The sequence below is a fragment of the Clostridia bacterium genome, assembly GCA_026414765.1.
Taxonomy (GTDB): domain Bacteria; phylum Bacillota; class Clostridia; order Acetivibrionales; family DSM-27016; genus SKW86.
Genome location: JAOAIJ010000042.1, coordinates 217,134 through 235,899, shown reverse-complemented (window position 1 = coordinate 235,899; position 18,766 = coordinate 217,134). Strand labels below are relative to the sequence as shown.

The 18,766-nt window shown below is 37.4% G+C and carries 19 protein-coding genes and 1 pseudogene; 17 read left to right on the top strand and 3 right to left on the bottom strand.

Translation table 11 applies throughout. The annotated features are described in order from the left end of the window. Both N3I35_16195 and N3I35_16190 read left to right on the top strand, forming a co-directional pair. A partial coding sequence (locus tag N3I35_16195; GenBank protein MCX8131620.1) for an RHS repeat-associated core domain-containing protein occupies positions 1 to 984 on the top strand: 984 nt, incomplete at its 5' end. Positions 985 to 1,039: 55 nt separating this feature from the next. Beyond that, on the top strand, positions 1,040 to 1,525 hold the full coding sequence (locus N3I35_16190) for a hypothetical protein (GenBank protein ID MCX8131619.1): 486 nt from the start codon (positions 1,040 to 1,042) through the stop codon (positions 1,523 to 1,525). A 106-nt stretch (positions 1,526 to 1,631) separates the two neighbouring features. Here N3I35_16190 and N3I35_16185 read toward each other — a convergent pair. The 3 genes and pseudogenes from N3I35_16185 to N3I35_16175 all read right to left on the bottom strand — a co-directional run bounded on the left by N3I35_16185 (position 1,632) and on the right by N3I35_16175 (position 3,996). Further along, positions 1,632 to 3,221 (bottom strand): annotated as a pseudogene (locus tag N3I35_16185) (IS66 family transposase). Between the two features lie 77 nt (positions 3,222 to 3,298). Further along, the gene (gene tnpB / locus N3I35_16180; protein ID MCX8131618.1) at positions 3,299 to 3,655 is read right to left on the bottom strand and encodes an IS66 family insertion sequence element accessory protein TnpB; all 357 of its coding nucleotides are present in this window, start codon (positions 3,653 to 3,655) and stop codon (positions 3,299 to 3,301) included. Then, positions 3,649 to 3,996 carry an IS66 family insertion sequence element accessory protein TnpB gene (locus N3I35_16175; GenBank protein MCX8131617.1) on the bottom strand — a complete coding sequence of 116 codons (348 nt, stop codon included), beginning with the start codon at positions 3,994 to 3,996 and terminating at the stop codon, positions 3,649 to 3,651. Before N3I35_16175 ends, tnpB begins: the two co-directional genes overlap by 7 nt. 628 nt (positions 3,997 to 4,624) lie before the next feature. Between N3I35_16175 and N3I35_16170 the strand changes: the two genes are divergently transcribed. The 15 genes from N3I35_16170 to N3I35_16100 all read left to right on the top strand — a co-directional run bounded on the left by N3I35_16170 (position 4,625) and on the right by N3I35_16100 (position 18,760). Beyond that, positions 4,625 to 4,828, top strand: a complete 204-nt coding sequence (locus tag N3I35_16170) for a hypothetical protein (protein MCX8131616.1) — start codon at positions 4,625 to 4,627, stop codon at positions 4,826 to 4,828. A gap of 352 nt (positions 4,829 to 5,180) precedes the next feature. Continuing rightward, complete coding sequence (locus N3I35_16165) at positions 5,181 to 5,378, top strand: hypothetical protein (GenBank protein MCX8131615.1); 198 nt, start codon at positions 5,181 to 5,183, stop codon at positions 5,376 to 5,378. Between the two features lie 86 nt (positions 5,379 to 5,464). Beyond that, positions 5,465 to 5,719, top strand: a complete 255-nt coding sequence (locus tag N3I35_16160; protein ID MCX8131614.1) for a hypothetical protein — start codon at positions 5,465 to 5,467, stop codon at positions 5,717 to 5,719. A gap of 132 nt (positions 5,720 to 5,851) precedes the next feature. Next, positions 5,852 to 6,427, top strand: a complete 576-nt coding sequence (locus N3I35_16155) for an HD domain-containing protein (protein MCX8131613.1) — start codon at positions 5,852 to 5,854, stop codon at positions 6,425 to 6,427. Positions 6,428 to 6,513: 86 nt separating this feature from the next. Then, complete coding sequence (locus tag N3I35_16150) at positions 6,514 to 7,080, top strand: hypothetical protein (protein MCX8131612.1); 567 nt, start codon at positions 6,514 to 6,516, stop codon at positions 7,078 to 7,080. 4 nt (positions 7,081 to 7,084) lie between these two features. Beyond that, positions 7,085 to 8,404, top strand: coding sequence for a radical SAM protein (locus tag N3I35_16145; GenBank protein MCX8131611.1), 1,320 nt, complete (start codon positions 7,085 to 7,087; stop codon positions 8,402 to 8,404). Positions 8,405 to 8,655: 251 nt separating this feature from the next. Next, positions 8,656 to 9,210, top strand: a complete 555-nt coding sequence (locus N3I35_16140; protein MCX8131610.1) for a S24/S26 family peptidase — start codon at positions 8,656 to 8,658, stop codon at positions 9,208 to 9,210. Continuing rightward, entirely contained in the window at positions 9,203 to 9,949 is a 747-nt protein-coding gene (locus N3I35_16135; protein MCX8131609.1) for a GNAT family N-acetyltransferase, read from the top strand. Before N3I35_16140 ends, N3I35_16135 begins: the two co-directional genes overlap by 8 nt. Then, entirely contained in the window at positions 9,931 to 11,169 is a 1,239-nt protein-coding gene (locus N3I35_16130) for a radical SAM protein (GenBank protein ID MCX8131608.1), read from the top strand. Before N3I35_16135 ends, N3I35_16130 begins: the two co-directional genes overlap by 19 nt. 13 nt (positions 11,170 to 11,182) lie before the next feature. Continuing rightward, entirely contained in the window at positions 11,183 to 11,437 is a 255-nt protein-coding gene (locus N3I35_16125) for a phosphopantetheine-binding protein (protein ID MCX8131607.1), read from the top strand. Positions 11,438 to 11,442: 5 nt separating this feature from the next. Further along, positions 11,443 to 12,459: a BtrH N-terminal domain-containing protein gene (locus tag N3I35_16120; GenBank protein MCX8131606.1), complete on the top strand. Its 1,017-nt coding sequence runs from the start codon at positions 11,443 to 11,445 to the stop codon at positions 12,457 to 12,459. Between the two features lie 15 nt (positions 12,460 to 12,474). After that, the gene (locus N3I35_16115) at positions 12,475 to 13,920 is read left to right on the top strand and encodes a radical SAM protein (protein MCX8131605.1); all 1,446 of its coding nucleotides are present in this window, start codon (positions 12,475 to 12,477) and stop codon (positions 13,918 to 13,920) included. A 27-nt stretch (positions 13,921 to 13,947) separates the two neighbouring features. After that, positions 13,948 to 15,048, top strand: coding sequence for a radical SAM protein (locus N3I35_16110; GenBank protein MCX8131604.1), 1,101 nt, complete (start codon positions 13,948 to 13,950; stop codon positions 15,046 to 15,048). Between the two features lie 128 nt (positions 15,049 to 15,176). Next, positions 15,177 to 16,967: an ABC transporter ATP-binding protein/permease gene (locus N3I35_16105; GenBank protein MCX8131603.1), complete on the top strand. Its 1,791-nt coding sequence runs from the start codon at positions 15,177 to 15,179 to the stop codon at positions 16,965 to 16,967. Then, complete coding sequence (locus N3I35_16100) at positions 16,964 to 18,760, top strand: ABC transporter ATP-binding protein/permease (GenBank protein MCX8131602.1); 1,797 nt, start codon at positions 16,964 to 16,966, stop codon at positions 18,758 to 18,760. Before N3I35_16105 ends, N3I35_16100 begins: the two co-directional genes overlap by 4 nt. The last annotated feature ends 6 nt before the right edge of the window (positions 18,761 to 18,766 follow it).

Sequence of the window (18,766 nt, the reverse complement as noted above, 5' to 3'; positions counted from 1 at the left end):
AATAACAGGAAGTACATGCTTTTCAATGCTCATGGTGATGTGGTACAATTAACTGGAACAGATGGAAATGTTATCAAGAGTTACGATTATGATGCCTTTGGTAATGAAAAGAACCTTGACCAGAATGATACCAATGTGTTCAGGTATTGCGGGGAATACTTCGATAAGGAAACAGGGACGATTTATTTGAGGGCGAGGTACTATAACCCGGGGATAGGTAGGTTTATACCTGAAGACCCAATTGGGGCAGGGTTGAACTGGTACACATATTCCAATAACAATCCTATTATGTTTATTGACCCTTTTGGATTGGAAGCAATCATAATAAGTGGTAACCATAATGATAACTATGCAGCCCGAAACTTTATAGAACCTGCTATAAAACAAGCTAAAGATTGGCAAGAGAATGGAGAAACTGATATCACATGGTTATTGGTAAATTACGGGTATAGTGATAAGGATATAGAATTGATACAACAAACAGCAGATGACTTAGGTATTCAATTAAAGCTTATAGAAAATGAAGATGATTTAGTGAGTTACATAAATGACGGCAAGGATAGAAATAAGACTGAAAATAAAATTACAGATATTACTTTCTTTAGTCATGCGAAAAAAGGATATATAGCACTAGACTATGGTCTAGGTAAGATGAATTTTGATACACTAGATATAATGGATTTAAACAAAAATGCTTTTGCTAGTGATGTATTTACTAAGTTTTATTCGTGTAATACGGGTACTGGTGGCAATAAGAGCTTCGCACAATACTGGGTAAATTGGGTTGGTGGAACGGCTAGTGCAGTAGTAGACGGTAAAACAAACTATAATCTTATTAATGATGGCTACGGATTGTTATGGAAGTTTAAAGACTACTTAAGGAGAAAAAAAGGAATTAACTTTGATAAAAACGGGTCTTTGAACTATCCTGTTGCAAACCCAGGAGTTAAATGGAGAACGTTTTACAGTGGAATTTATGATTAAGCTTACTTTGGTACCAAGTTAAAGTCCAAGTTAAAATATAACGTGAGGTAAATTTATGAAAATCAATAAGATAGTTGTTATTCTATTAGTTGTCTTGCTTATAAGAGGGGTTACTTTATTAGCCCTTTCAGGAAAACCAGTAAAGTTAGCAACTTTTAATACTTCCAAAGGAGAAACAAGTAGTGGAGTGCCTTACGGGAAGGTGACTGTAATATGTGAGTATACTCAAGTAACAGGTGCTAGGTGGATGGTAGTTGGATATAATGATAAAAAGGTAATCTCTATTGGTGAAAATGAATTTATATCAATTACTGGTAAATCACCAGACCAAGAATTAAGTGAAGAAATAATGCTTTATGAAACAAATACATTTGTAATAAGAGGTCGGCTTGTTAAAAATGATAATCCTACCGAAGAGAATGATTCTGAGAAGTTACTTATTGCAGATAGCTGGGATATTGTGTATCCAATAAAAAGAGCTGATAGTATACCTAGACTCTTTCCGCCAAGATTTTATCTTTCAAGTAGGGATTTCAAGTAAATGAATAACTATAGCCTTGATAGAGTACTCTGTCAGGGCTTTTTCTTTACTAAATTGCCGGAGGCTCCCAGTTTATATGCCAAATTCCTGAATGTAAGGTAAGCGCTTAATCTTGGGGTGCCTTGGTTGAATTATTACGACACCAAGATGGCAAGTCAGGCGACCATGGTAGAAAAGGTGTCATAGATTCGTGAGTTAATTCCTTTATGCTTGGAAGCTTGGACAATAAATACACTAAGTACATATATGGATTGAGATGATTAGCTTTCGCAGACTCAATCATGCTGTAGACAATGGCACTGGCTTTGGCACCGCGGGCTGTGTCGGCGAATAACCAGTTCTTCCTGCCTGTAACATAAGGACGGATGGCGTTTTCAGCTCTATTGTTTGAAATTTCAATACGCCCATCCATCAGAAAATTGCTCAACGGCTCCTTTTGATTTGATGCATATGTAACTGCTTTTCCCAAACTGGAGTTTTGCAGCGGATTTAAAAGTAATACCCATTGCCAGAACTCATCAAGCAGAGGTCTTGCGTGCTTTCGCCGCTCTTCATGCCGCTCTTCAGCAGATAATTCCACCCATTTCTTTTCCATGTCAAATAAACGATTGCAATAATCATATCCAATAGCCGCCTTGGAACTTTTTGCATCAACTCCGTCAGGGATTGCCTCTTCAAATTTGCGCTGCAAATGAGCCCAACATCCACAATGTATGACATCAGGTACTGCATTATAGCCACTATAGCCATCTGTTTGAAGGTAACCTGAAAAACCCTCCAGAAACCTTCGGGCGTGTTGTCCGGATCGTGTCGGCTGGTATTCAAATAAAATAGCTGGAGTCGGACTTCGACCTGAAGTGTAGACCCACATTCGTGATTCTGTTGTTGCTTTACGGCCGGGCTCTTTTAAAACTTGTAAGACGCTTTCATCCACATGGATCAGCGGTTCGGTAATCAGATTCTTCTTGATGGTATTGTACATCGGCTCCAGCCATTCGTGGCTTGGTCGTATAATCCAGTTGGCCAGAGTGGCTCTGGAAAGTGTCACTCCTTGGTTGGCCCAGTCTTTTTCCTGCCGGTATAAAGGCATTCCATTTGCATATTTCTGATACATGACGTAGGCTACGGTTGACGCAGAAGCAAGACTACGCTTCATCACTGGTGCTGGAACCAGAGCTTTGACAATGTTGGCATCTCCTGTTTCATCTTCGCACACTGTACATACGTAATTAAAGCGGATATACCTCAACAAACGTACTTGAGCAGGTATGATCTCCAGTTCATCCCGAACATGTTCTTTGCCCAAATACCGAAGTTCCGCATTACATATACCGCAGGTACGTTTGTCTTCATCCAGGTCACAAACAACCTCCACCACGGGTACCGACTCAGCCAGTTCTTCCTTGGTTCGCTTGGGTTTTCTGGCATATGCCGCCACTATGGTCTGTACAGTAGGCTCTTCGGCCTTGTTTCCGGCTTCAACTTCCGCTTCATTGAAAAGAGAAATCTGATCGCTTTCTTCACCAAAAACATAACGCCGCTTTTCGCTGGATTGACCATATACAGCTTTTTGTAATTTGGCAAGAAGCTCTGTGAGTTATTCAATACGAATCTGTTGGTTTTCCACCGTCTTTTCCAGAGAGGAAACATATTCAGTTTGATCTGGCGAAAGCCCTGTAAAATCGATCTTTTGCATACATATATTGTACCATATATCGATTGGGAAATCCAGCTAAAATACAGTAAAATGAAGGTTTTTAGGCATTTTTTCTATCAGTAGATTTCACCTGGTTTCGCTCCACGGATAGCCTTCGGCTGATCGATTGTCAGCCCTTCCATAAGCCACCGGAATTCCTGCTGGGTAAGCTGCCTTACCTGTTCCGGTGTACGGGGCCATTTAAAACTCCCGTTTTCCAGACGCTTGTATAGCAGGACAAAACCATCACCCTCCCAGTAGAGGGCTTTGAGCCGATCTCTTCTTTTTCCACAGAACAAAAACAAACTTGGAGAGAATGGATCCATACCAAAGGTTCCCTTTATAATAGCAGCAAATCCGTCGATTGACTTGCGCATGTCGGAATATCCACAGACAATGTAAATATCTTCTGCTCTGGATATATCGCCTAACATATGTTTTTCAAAGCTGCCATAACGGCCTCAATTGTATCCCTGGAAGCTCCGTTATGAATATCAACGGAAACAGAAGTCAAGTGGATAGTGATAGCTGCCGATACCATTGTTTGCTTGAACGCCACAGGTACAATCGGCTGGTTATTGGCGTGGGTTATGATTTCTCTCGATTCACATGCTTTGGAGCGAATCCTGCGGAGCCAGTAGTAATATGTTTTTGGATTAATATTATTCTGCCTGCACCAGCCCGCTACTGTCATGCCGCTAGTCTGACATGTCTGGATGATTTGAGTCCACTGCCTTAGCCGGAATTCGGCTTTGGCGTCTGTGATTTTGTCCATTTGGGATGGCCTCCTTTAGCCAGTTCAGACTTTTTTGACCAGATGTTGAAAAACTCTAAAAAGTCTAAAGATATTTTTGGAGATATTATCCCATATAGATGGCTAAAATGTTATGCGCCGTTTTATTTAGCGCTTACATTTATAGAAACTACAGTTGATAAGTGGTTGATGCATATAAAAGCAAAGAGGTGGAGACATTGCAGGGGACATATATCAATAATAGTGAGTAAAGGTATCCATAAAAATGGTAAAAGGCATTGAAGAATAAAGGAAAATGTCGCGCCGGGAATGATATTGGGAAACAAAATAGACCAAGGGTATCACATCGGACATAATAGCCAGAAGCCTTACATAGTACAGAATACCAGCCTTGCCATACATGATATCAATTGAGCAACCTGACCCAATTAACAATTTGAACATCCTTGAACAATAATACACAGTATAAATCACCCTGAACAGCTGTAAAATAGCCTGCTTCAGGGTGATACTATGTATATCTCTTAAATGGTGGTATCCAAAGATACTATCGTACACCAAACTAGACAGCCTTAAACTGCAATTTAGTCTATAGTGAGATGGGACAGGAAATAACAGGAAGTACATGCTTTTCAATGCTCATGGTGATGTGGTACGATTAACTGGAACAGATGGAAATGTTATCAAGAGTTACGATTATGATGCCTTTGATAATGAAAAGAACCTTGACCAGAATGATACCAACGTGTTCAGGTATTGCGGGGAGTACTTCGATAAGGAAACAGGCACGATTTATTTGAGGGCGAGGTACTATGATCCGGGGATAGGTAAGTTTATTACTAGGTACAGATAGAAATATGGTAAACAGCAATAAATCGGTATATAAGGCTATGTCCAAAAAATCCTTGGAATGTAGTCTTTTTTTGTCGCTAATAGCATAAAAAAGAGACCATATTCAAAAAAAAGAAAATATATCCAGAGAATTATTGAAATATGTTACATTTTCTGCTAATATGAAAATGATATGATTACCAAACATGACATTGTTCAAATGTTTGATAATATCAAGCTTCTTACAAGCACTTATCGTTCAATAATCGTAGCTTAGCCTCGTTAGCTGATGATAAGGAAAATACAGTAAATACTCTCGTAGTTTATTTTTAAAATAAATGAATGAGCGAAGCTGTGTCTTGAGGAGGAGTTTGATGAGTAATTGGTATGTATTTAATGTAAAAGTGGGTAGTGAACAAACAGCCTGCAATTTTTTAAATAAGTTATTTGATAAAGATGAGTCTGTAGCATTTATTCCCCAAGTCAAAATGATTTTCAAGAATTCAAAGGTTACTTCAGAATTTCTTAAACCAATGTTTCCAGGATATGTTTTCACTGATTCAATTTTATAGGAAAGATCATTTGCAAATCTTACATATAATATGTGAGGTTTTCAAAGTGCATATTTAAAATACTTGGAAGTGAAAATATTAGCTATATGAAATTGCGCAATGATGAGAAGAGTTTTCTGTTAGGATTCTGTAATGACGACTATATTGTAGAAGATTCAGAAGGATTTATAGCAGGGGATAAGGTAGTTGTTACTTCTGGGCTGTTGCAGGGCCGGAAAAGCGTAATAAAGAAGATTGACAGGCATAAAAGGCACGCGGAAATAAAACGTATGTGTTTTGGTGATATGAGGCGGATTATTGTAGCTTTGGAGATTGTGTTAAAGACAAATGAAATAGTATAGTACTCCAGATGATTACTAGAATGTTGTATATAACTTAATAACTTGTCGTGTGTAGTGGTAGCAGTGTAATTTATAAATTTTAAAACATTTTGTAATATATGCTCATATCTTGTCTATTATGTGAGGGAATCAATGGAAGAGGATTGTCCTATAGTTTTGAATAATGTATTGGCAAATAACCTGTATATTAAGGCGTTCATGGATAGAATACATCTATGTTTATTTAAAGATCCTAATGGTATTCATGGGATATGTCATGCGAAAAGAGTATTGTTACTTAGCAATTGCTTATTGTATTTATCTGGTGATCAATCTGATATTAATAAATCCATTTTGTCATTAGCATCTATATACCATGATATAGGACGAAAATTTGATGGAAATTATAAATCTCATGGTAAGAGTAGTTGGAGAAAAGTTGAAAAATTTGAATTATTAAAAGGCGAGCAAATACAGACTATTAGAATAGTAAGATATATAATAGAGAATCACAGCATAGACGACGATGCAAAAAAAGTGGTGACCTACTATCAAATTACAGATATTGATAGCGCTCTATATCTTTTAGATTTATTTAAAGATGCAGACGCTCTTGATCGTATTCGTATAAAAGATTTAAATACCTCATTATTAAGAAGAAAAGAATCCAAAGAAATGATAATGGTTGCACGATATCTTTTTCATAACATCGAAAAATTACATATATAGAATAATTGAAAAATTATGTTGCGTTTATGATTTACAATAAATATTTACTATGAGAAAACAAGTGATTTAGGTATTTCTATAGAGGAATGAAAGTACAAATTATGAAAATAAATGACTTATATGCTTACCATTATTATGAAAAGGAATATGGTCCTTGCGCATGCATTTTAGAAATTCCTTACCAAGATGCCATTCTGATAAACCACAAAAATATGAAAACGGAAGTTGAACGTCTGTATTATATGAAGCAAAGATTAATGATCGAGAGAAACATGAGAGCTATGTTTATAAAAAAAGGAGGGCTACCCAGACGCAATAATGCGTTTTATTTTACAGTTGGGAGAAATGACTTCATAGGAGAGTTGTTCGTTGATTGGAATTTTGTGGAAATACCTATTTCGGAGTTTGATCCCAAGACCATTACATTTACTTACTGTGATTCATTCCATGCCTTCAAGCGCAAAGATGACCATTTTACAAAAAGGAAAGTTTATACCATTTATGAAATTGATGAAGTTATAGATAGATGCGGGTGGAATTTTGGTGAAAAAAAGATTCCCTATTATATAGAGATGCAGGTTTGGGATGATACTGTACTGAAAAAATACAGTAATAATGTACATAACATGAAAAATTCTAATTTAGAGTGGTGATAAGATGAAAAAAGAAACGTTTTTTATTTCTTCAGAAATGCAGGTGTTCAAGAATAAGGAACAAGAAGACAGGGTATTGGTTGTATCTGCTGATCCGGTAGGTTGGGCGGTTCTTGATACCGATGGCCTTGACATCTTGAATCTGTTTCCCAGAGATAGGGTGCTGACAGGTGAAGAGATTTCTTTGCTGTTGAAAGGCATCGGATATGAGACGGATGATATTGGAGTAGCCCTAGAGCTTTTACAGAACTTGAAAGAAAGCTTTATTGTTACCGATGAAAAAACATGTGGCGAGCAGACAAATAAAGAGCTAAAAATCGGTGGTATTTTCTTAGAAACAACGTCACAATGCAATCTGCGGTGCAAGCATTGCTATTTGAGTGCCGCCGATATACAGAAGAACGAACTTACGACAGATGAGATAATAGATATCGTACATCAGCTCTCTCCTCCTTCCATAGTGGCGTTGAGTGGCGGAGAACCACTCATGCGCCCTGATGTTATACCCCTGCTTCACAAATTTTCTGAAGAGGGCTACCGATGCTCGCTGTTAACAAATGCAACACTTGTAGATATCGGTACAGCCAGAGAAATTAAAAAAGCCAGAAGAACGACTGTGCAGGTTAGCCTTGAGTCTTTTGACAAAGAGATCCATGAAAAAATCCGTGGTGAGCATACATTTGACAAAACTATGGAGGGCATCTGCAATCTTGTTGAGGTTGGATGCAGGGTGAGACTGTCCTTTACGCCTACAAAGTTGAATGTCCACACGTTTGAAGACTATGTAGAACAATGCAGGGAACTGGGTATACGTGCAATTCATGTCTGTACATACACCCCGCAGGGCAGAGGTGATAAGAACAAGAGTAGTCTGCGACTAGATCATCATCAGCTCTTTGACTTCCAGGTATTATTAAAGAAACTGTCAAAGAGAATCCAAATCCTTGGGGATCTGCCTTCCATGCTGGATATAAACCGTGTTGGCTACAGATGGGATTGTTGCCCTCTCGCAGGGAATATCCATATCACCTCCGACGGAACCATCTACCCGTGCGAAATTTGCTGCGATGAATATTTCAAGATCGGGAATATAAGGAACATGACACTAAAGGAAGCCCTAGAAAGCGACATGATGTGTATGATGCGTAAAAACAGCCGTGAACGCATCAATATCATACCTGAATGTGCATCATGTATATGGCGGCATATGTGCGGTGGTGGCTGCATGGTTCTTTCGTATTTAGATCATAAAGAAATTAATGTTACTGATTATTATTGCGAGCTGAGAAAGCACTGGTTTAAACATTTATTATGGCAAAGCTAGCGATAGTATAACTTGCGATATTAATATGCCGGGTTATTAATATATTAACCAATAATCAATAGACAAGAAAGGAGGGATAATATGAAAAACAAAGCTAAAAAAGTGAAACCAATCATCGTTAATGCTGGTTCAAAAAGAGATATTTTAGGTTTAGTACAGCCTGTACATATGTGTTCTAACTGCTGGCAGGGCTGCTAGATCATTTAGCATAGATGTTAACCCGGTAACATCTATGATTATGAGGTGATAGTTTGCTAACACAAGATTTTAAATATAGACAAGTTGCCTTAAAAGAGGCAAAAGATAAAAAAGAAGTAATTGATTTGATGACAACAGGCTCCAGTATGTCCCCACTCCTGCGGAGCAATACGAATATCTACATTGAGTTTAATCATTTGGATGATATTCATAATGGGGATGTAATCGCATTCTATGATGATTACGGTGTGAGTGTGCATCGGTGTATCAAAAAGAATAATAACAGGGTATTGGAACGGGGGGATAACTGTAATCTCTGGACAAAGTGCAAGTGGATAGACACTGACAATATCCTTGGTAAAATGGTTTGTGCCGAATTTAAAAACACCTGTTTGAATATGGATACATTCAGATACCGGTTATATGGTTGCATTATGGTATATATCGGGAAATTGTCAAACATGGTAGGGCGTATTCGGAAAAAAGACAGTTCTCAGGAAAAACACGCTACTATAGATAAGGAGAAAACATTCAGTATGTTGATTAATAAATTGATACGCATTGCCTATAAAATGTGTATTGAATATGTGGAGGTTGCAGATGACTGAAAGGATGATTGAAAAATCCGGCTTGCTGGATTGTTTTGGCATTTCTTCATGTGCTGCCATCCGGGAAGTTTCTTTGCCCTATGAGAATGAAATATATGTGTCCGAGGATAAAAACATTTTTGTATTGATGACAGGTGATGAGAAAAACAAAAAATCCAACTTGGTATGCAAAAGCAATCAACTGGACCAACACACAGACTTGCTGAATATCATATATAACAGATCGAACCTCTACCTGTGCAGTAATAAAATCAAACTGAATCAGTACTTGAAATGCAAAAAGGTTGATGTCGGATTTTTTTATCAGTTTCAACCCCAAAAGCTTGAGTACTCAGTGAACGAGGACATCACAATCGCTGAACTTACTGATTCGCAGGAATTTATAGGGGATATACAGGAAGTATTTATCAGGCAGAAGAAAAATCCAAAGCTTGGAGATAAGAAGCAGTGGCTTATGGATGACACTGTCACTCTCTGTGCAAAATCGGCGGGGCAGTTGATAGGTGTCCTTGTCGCAACAATATATCAAAATGCCGGATTTCTCAATCTTATCTATATCAGGGAGGATTACAGAAACAGAAATATTGGTACAGCCCTGCTGCAAAAAATCTCGGGACTGATGTATGAAAAAGGATATCCGCACTTTTACGGAATGTCACCGTATAATAAGAAAAGCTTTTATCAATCACTGGATATTATAGATATTGAAGGTTGGGTGTTATGGGAAAAGCAGAGTTGAAGATTTCAAAGTTCAATGTAAAAATAGGTGTTGAAGGCCGGGATTTCATCTACAATACCATCACCGATAACTTTTTGCTAGACAAGGGTTTTGATTGGGAGCAAATAGATGAAATGGATCAGGATATCCAGGCCCAGCTTATACGGTGTGGGTTCATTGTCGATGCCGGCATTGATGAGAAACAGCTTATAAGCTATTCATACAATGCGGCCAGATACAATTCCCGAATACTGAACATATTCCTCATACCATCCATGGTCTGTAATTTCAGCTGCGATTACTGCTTTGCAAACCATGCCAACCAGGACAGGATGGACAAGAAGACCGCCAACTCCGTCCTTGCATTCCTTCTATCGCTGAGCAGGAATGCCGAACAAATTAACATCACATGGGGCGGCGGCGGCGAACCCTTGACTGCGGTTGATACAATAATATACCTTGAGTCAAGGTTGAGAAACCGTACCTCCGTACCGGTCTATTCGACTGTCATTACAAATGGGTCATTACTGGATGAAGCGACAATTGGGAAATTGAAAAAGGCAGGCCTTCAAAAAATTGTGGTGACGCTTGACGGCCCGGCGGAGATACACAATAGGAGAAGAAAAACAAAGGATGGCGGGGAGACCTTTGATTGTATAAAAGACAATTTGGCTCTGACGGTCGGCGCATTAGATATCGTTGTCAGGATGGTGATCGACCAGGACAACTATCATTCAATTGATGACCTAATCGATTCGCTCAGAGATATCGGTTCCAACAACCTGCAGTTCACACTTTCTCCGCGCATGTACTGCAACAGCAGTTGTACAACAAAGATACTGGAAAGCAAAACCTTTGCAAAGATGCTTTCAAGCTCGGACAAGTATAAAAACTGTTATTGGGGAGGGCTGAAACCATATCTGTCCATATGCAATGCACAACGGAACTTCGATTTTGCTATTGATCCAAGGGGTAATATGTACAAGTGTCCTGTAGAAATGGGTGATGAGTCATATAAAATAGGCAGTACCGAAGAAGGCATTACGACAAATCAGACATTTTTGGACTGGATGTCCTACTGCCCTGAGGTAAAAGAAAAGTGCTATGCATGTAAGTATTTACCTGTCTGTATCAGCCTGTGCGCAAAAGTTCGGGACCAGTATGTTGAGCAGTTTGGTTGTAAACAGTTGAGCCTGTTATGTGAATCAGTAATAAAAAATAGAGTTAAAAAATGGTTATGAAGGAGGAATCAAAATGAGCGAAAAAATGAAAACTATGCAGAATATTATCAAGGAAATAATCGGCCAGGAAGTGGAGTTGACAGGTAATGAGTTTCTTAGGGAAGCAAGTGGTGAGAATGAGGCTGTTACTTTAGGACTTTCTTCAATTGACATCGTTGATTTGGTCACCCAGTTAGAAATCGAATTTGATGTAGATTTTGAGGAAGAAAAAATAGCGTCACTAAAAACAGTCAATGATGTGATAAAATTCATAGAAAATGTAAAATAACAACCATGATTATTGAGAGCTTGTTCAAAAGCACTTTTGAATATAATGAAAACTTCAGGTATTTCTGTTTGAAAAATTGTGTCAAGCAGTTATTGAATTATCATAAAGTGGATCATGCGCTTGCTTATTTAAACTGTGCTCCCTGTATGCACGTTATTATAAAAGAGAAATTATCATCGGGGTATGCGATTTGGTTTAACAAAAATCCTTTGCTGGATATATTTATGGATTGTTTTACTACGCATGATCCAAAAATCAAAACCAGTGCGCACAATTTTCCGGATATTATTCACAAGATTGACTGTGGCGTTCCTGTCATCGCTTCTACTGATGTTTTTTATTTACCATACAAAAAAAACTATTATTTGAAGCATCACGCATCACATGCACTTATAATCGGTGGGTATGATGACAGCCAAAAGCAGCTCTATATAGTGGATTATTATGATCAGGACAAGTATCAAGGAACTTTATCCTATAAGGATTTTTTTGATAGTTGGTCATCAGCCAATCCATCCGAGGAAAATCCCTTCTCGGGATATGCCATAAATAATGTGTGGAGCGTATTACATACAGTACCTTCATTTGAGAATGTTGCCAATATCGTGAAAATAACCATGGATAGGGCAATTTCGAATTTTTTCGGAAAAGATGTTACTTATGGTTTTAGAGGGATAGAAGGCTTGATGCGGTTGAAGAACTGGTTGAATGATGATATTTCCGCTAATGGTTCCACAAACATTGGATTTCTCCATAAAAGCTTGTATATGTATTACCGGGAAAAGATACTTTTTTTTCATTATTTCAAAAGCTTAGGACAGCATCTTGGAAAAGCGTATAACGATATACTATATTTCATGGACAATAATATTACCAAGTGGAATATATTTCTCACTTTTTTATTAAAGACAAATATAGCGAAAATGCATATCGACAGAATTAAACTTGATAGATTTTACCTGAATATTTTAGAAAGTGAGTTCCATTTGTATAGCTGCCTTGTAAAAAGTATAAAAGGATAAGGAAAGATACAGGATATGAAAAATCATTTTTTTACCATGCAAGTAAATGATCAGCATTTTATATTCGATTATTACAATTTACTGTTTATCCAGATGGATGAAGAAATACATAACTGTTTGGAGCATTATTTAAATCACGAAGAACCTGTTAGGAGTCTAGATGACATAAAAAAAAGCAGCTTGGAGCCAATTTATGAAGATATATCTACCTTGCTCGAAAATAAGCTGATGATTTCTGATATTAACCTCAGCTGTGAAATAATGAAGAATTATAAAAAAGCATATTTTTCATTCCCCACCATCCATAAGTGCAACTTGGCTTGTAAATATTGTTTTGCTGAGTCGGGGGAGAATTATGATGGCCTAAATCCTGTTATGGATAGTTCCATGATTGAACAAATATATCGTTTTGTGCTGTGTTACAATGACTTCCAATCGTGTGAGCAGTTCAGGCTTGATTTTGTCAGTGGCGGAGAACCGCTACTGAATTTCGACATGATAAAGGAAGCCAGAAGAATAGGTGATACCGTTTTTAAGGAACATGGCAAATCACTTGATATATGGGTATGTAGTAACGGGATTCTTCTAAATAATGAAAAAGCCTATTATTTGAATAAACATAATATTGGTTTGGGAGTTAGTCTGGACGGTCCTAAAGACGTCAATGACATGTTCAGGGTTTTTTCTGATAACAAAAGCTCCTATGACCAGGTTCTCAATCACCTCTCAAATATCATCCATAACACCAGCTATAATAACTACTTCCGTGATGTTTGGATGCTTACTGTTGTCACTGCGCAGACCAAGAGCCTAGTAGAGATAATGGAACATCATAAAAATCTGGGGGTAAGAAATATCCAGATGAAAATAGTAAGATCCTCAGAAGAAAATAACTTTGCGTTAAATCATAAAAATACCGAGCATTTTATTGGATTGTATACTGAATTGGTTGATTTTCTAATCCGGAAAGTACAGGAAGAAAACGATATCTCTTATCTTAAAATGATTTTAAATGGCAATGATTACATGGGTAAGATCATAATCAGGCTAATTCTCCGGGACGCAGCAGTATACCGATGCATGGCTGGACGCAACAAGCTCAGTTTCGCAGCTAATGGAGATATTTATCCCTGTGATAGTTTTGTCGGAAAGGCAGAATTCAAGCTAGGTAATATTTTTGATGGTGTAGATGAAAAAAAGGTTGACGCATTCTATGATATGCTCATCTTTAACCGTTCGGCATGTAAAAACTGTTGGGCAAATATCATCTGCGGTGGTGATTGTTATTACAACTCGTACTTGAAGAATTCGGATATAAAGGAGCCTGATCGGGCTTTTTGTGTTGTAAATCAAAAATTATGTTTGCTTTCTATAAAGCTGGTTGCATATCTTAGCTTCAATAAACCTGAACTGTTTGAAAGGCTTTACCAATATCTTACCAGGAGAAAAGTATTTCAATAAATAAATGGAATATAAGAGGGAGCGAATATGTTGTTACAAACATCTCCATACCTGATGGTGCTCAAGGATATTTTCAATAAAAACAAAAGTATGGTAAGGGACTTCCTGTATAATAAGGATCACGATATCAGATATTTGTCCATATTAAAAGACTGTCATACACCAAAAGATTACAACCAATTAATAAATTGTTCTAGCAAAAAAGACATTGACTACTTGATCAATAATAAGCTCATAATTTCTATAGAGGATACTTGGAAACTTACTAATATCGAAAATGTTGAAATAGAAATATGTGCTCATTGTAATTGGCGCTGTGAGTATTGTCCTGTAAGCACACAGCCAAAGCCTCCAAAAAAAATGTCCATGGATTTGTTCAAACAAACCATCGATAAGGCCGTTAGGCATAAAACCATAAAAAATGTTACTTTTTGTTTTTGTAATGAACCTACCCTTGACAAGTTTTTTCTTGAACGGGTCAAATACCTCACAACGACTGATTTAAAATTGAGGCTGCATACCAATGGAAGTAATTTATCCAAAGATATGATGAATTATCTTAAAGAAACTGATGTGCTGGCGTTTGTATGTTTTAATCTACCCAGTGTGGTACAGGATGAATTTGAAAAAATGACTAGATATAGTAACCTGGACAAGGTATTGAGAAATATTGACTATGCATTGGGTATCGGTTTACCTGTCACTTTTTCTATTCAGGGAACAAAAAAGGAATTAGAACACAATTTACCTCATATACAGCAAAGATTTAAAGAAAAATTTAATAAAATCAACAGTTGGGAGACTTTCGACCGTGCAGGTCTTCTAGATAATCGTTATTGTCAAAATGTTAATATAAATGGTAAATTATATGGAGGATGCAACTGGATATTGAATTGGCTGAATGTATCTGTCAATGGGGAATGTTACCTATGCTATAATGACTACCATCAGAATTATGTTTTAGGCAACATTGCCGATGGAGAGATTGAGGACATACTGTTGACGGAAAAAGCCATATCTTTGAGACAATATGTTTTTGGCAAGAAAGAACCTGATAAGGATTTTATATGCAGAAAATGTATTACTATGAAAAGAGCTAAACTATTGTCAAGATTTATTAAGGCATGATATATAGTTATAACTAATAGAGATATTTAGAGATGTTTAGAGATATCTAAGTCTTACATGATTATTAAACGGAGTGTAGGCTTATCAGACTAAAATACTTATGGACCACTATACAAGGAGAAAACTATATGAAGATCCAAAGCAAAAAGTTCAACCTTTTAGATTTGGTAAGGATACCATTTGTCGTTTCACCTACCAGTGCATCAATAAAAATTATAGACCGGATTATTACGGCATTTATACCCTCATTACAGATTGTGTTTACGGCAAATTTCATTGATACCGCTTTTTCCATATTCAATAACAAACGGCAATTCAATGACATTTATCTGCCTCTTTTTATGCTAATAGGTATTATTGCATATCAGAATATAGACAAGGTTCTGATTAACTTTATTGATATAAAACTTACAGCTAAGCTTACAGAACAATATCAAAGTGCAATCATGCAAAAAAGAGCACTTCTAGAATATCATCATATTGAAAACAATGACGATTGGGAACTTATAGCCCGAGTTTGCAACAATCCTGCTGAACGGATATCCAGAGGGTTAAACATCCTTATGCATATGATCAATATGATCATCAATATTTCATCATATATCATTATATTGACTTTACAGGTTTGGTGGGCTGCAGTTATCGTAGTCTCATTTTCAGTACCCATTTTTTATATTTCTGTAAAAAGTGGTAAAGCAAATTACGATGGTTTTAAAAAAGCATCAATCCATCAAAGACGGGCTGGATATATGAATGATGTCTTGACTGAGCGCGATTATGTTGAAGAACGAAGCCTATTTTCCTACACCGATGATATAGATGAGAAATGGTATGATAAATTTGAAATAGCCCGAAAGATCGTTTTGAAGGTACAGGCGAAAGAACTGCTTAAAATGAAAGGCGCCGGGCTCATCACAGTATTAGTTTCGTTTTTAATAGCTGGTGTTCTTATTCCGCCGCTCAATGTGGGAACGATCTCAATTGGATTTTTTATCGCGCTTATCACTGCCGCCTTCAATTTAGTCCAGATGACATCCTGGGAACTTTCCTCTGTGACAAATGATCTTGCAAATCAGATGGAATACTTAAAAGATTTGAGCAATTTCAGTTTTATGTCTGAGCAGCCGGGTGTACTCGATATACCGGATATCAGTGTATTGAAAACGATAACTCCTACAATCGAGTTTAAAAATGTGTCATTCAAATACCCATGCATAGACAAATATGTTTTAAGAAATTTTTCAATGAAACTCAATCCCAAAAAGCAATATGCCTTTGTGGGTAAAAATGGTGCTGGTAAAACTACTATAACAAAATTGCTGACCGGATTGTATGGAGAGTATGAGGGTCAGATACTGATTGGTAATAAAGACATAAAAACCTATACGGCAGCACAGTTAAAAGCCATTTTTTCAATAGTGTATCAGGACTTTGCAAAATATAGCATATCACTTTTTGATAATGTAAGGCTTGGTAATATTGCAGGCAGCAACAAAGAAAGGATTGGTTCAGCTCTTGAATCGATCGGGTTGGGCTACTTGACAGAAAAGCTGCTCGACGGAATACAATCTCCCCTAGGGAAGATCAAAGAAAACGGGGTGGATCTTTCGGGCGGAGAATGGCAAAGGATAGCCATGGCTAGGACTCTTGTTAGCGATGCTCCTGTACGGATACTGGATGAGCCTACAGCCGCACTGGACCCTATAGCGGAGAGCAACATCTATCAAAACTTCAGTCAGATAAGCACAGGACAATTGACTATATTTATCACACACCGGTTGGGTGCAGCAAAACTAGCAGATGAGATTCTGGTCATTGACGATGGTATGGTTGCTGAACAAGGTACACATGACGAGTTGATGAGAAAAAACGGCTTGTATGCCGAAATGTTTGAAAAGCAAAGGGGATGGTATATTTGAGTGGCACTGATAAAAAGCTTAACATATTTTCCATATTGATGAAATTATTGCCTATAATATTTAAGGCTGCTCCGCTCTTATTTGTTTGTGCTCAGCTTTCTTCCATATTACTTGGCTTGTCGTGGGGTGTCAATACCATGTTCATGCAGCGCTTTTTTGATTCCGCCACTCAAATGGTGCAAAAAAATCTGGGTAGCAGTATTGCTATTCAAGCACTTTTGCTATTGGTATTGATAAACTTTCTCAGTCAGGTGGTCAACTTTGCTAGTAACTTGCTTCCCAATATGTTTGCTGAAAAAGTAAATGGCAAGCTGACATCAAAAATACATAAAAAAATCGGGAAATTACTCCCTATAGATTATGAGAAAACCGAGATACTGAATCATATCAACAAGGCGGAACAGGGAAAAAATAATGCAGTTTGGTTTATCTTAACATTCTTTGTCGTAGTCTGTTTTTACATACCTTACTTTGTATTTATGGCAGTATATCTGTTTCATCTAAAACCAATCCTGTCAGTTTCTATCATTATTGTTTTCGTGCCAACTGCTTCTACACAGTTGATACGCTCAAAAGTGTTTTCGAAATTCGAGGATAAAGCAGCGCCTGTAAGGCGTGAAAATGAGTACTATGAATCATGCATCGTAGGGCGTGAGTATTTTAAAGAAACAAGGATGTTGGGTGCTTTTCCGTTCTTTCAGGTGCTTTTTACTGACACTCTTAGACTAATCAACAAACTTAGGATACAGGCTGATGTCAAAACAAACTTGTATGAGTTGGCAATGAAATTGCTCACATTGATTGGGTACCTAATGATATTGTACTTGTTATTTTATTATTTGATGAAGGGCGAAATCAGCGCAGGTGCTTTTGCTGCAGTTTTCAACTCTATTGCGGCATTGTTTTCTATTATGGACGAGGTGGTGTGCGGTCATTGCGCCAGGATATCCAAGAATTTTACAACCATACAAAACTTTCTTTCACTTATGGATCTGCCTGAACGGGAAGGTAAAAACACTCCCATTTCAAAAAATGTAGATATACACATTGAAAATATATCTTTCAAATATCCGGTATCAGAAACATATGCCCTAGATAATGTGAGTTTTTCAATCAACAATGGAGAAACCATTGCTATCGTAGGAGAAAATGGATCAGGTAAGACCACCCTTGTTCGATTGCTGTTAGGCCTGTATTTGCCTGACAAAGGGGACATATTAATTGGTGATGCAAACACAAAAGATTATTCTATGAAATCTCTGTTTGCAGATGTTTCTGCAGTATTCCAAAAATTCCAGAAATATCAGATGACGTTAAAGGAGAATATTACTATTAGTCAAATATCAGCTTCTACAGATGAATCCCAACTGGATGCAATCATAGAAATGTCGGGACTAGACAAGAAACAGGAAACCTTTCCCATGGGGTATGACACAATGCTTTCAAGAGAGTTTGATGGAGTTGACCTTTCAGGGGGTGAATGGCAGAGAGTAGCAATAGCTAGGGGATTGTACCGGAATCATGATTTAGTAGTGTTGGATGAGCCGACATCGGCAATCGATCCGCTAGAGGAATATAGCATATATAATCATTTTGCGAAAATTTCCAGGGAAAAGACTGCTATTATTGTTACACATCGGTTAGGCTCAGTTAAGTTAGCTGATCGGATAATTGTGATGGATAAAGGAAAACTTGCTGAGATTGGTACCCATAAAGAGTTGATGGCATCAAATGGACTTTATGCGAAAATGTTCAGTTCACAAGAACAATGGTATAGTACGGAAGAAGTGTAAAAGTAT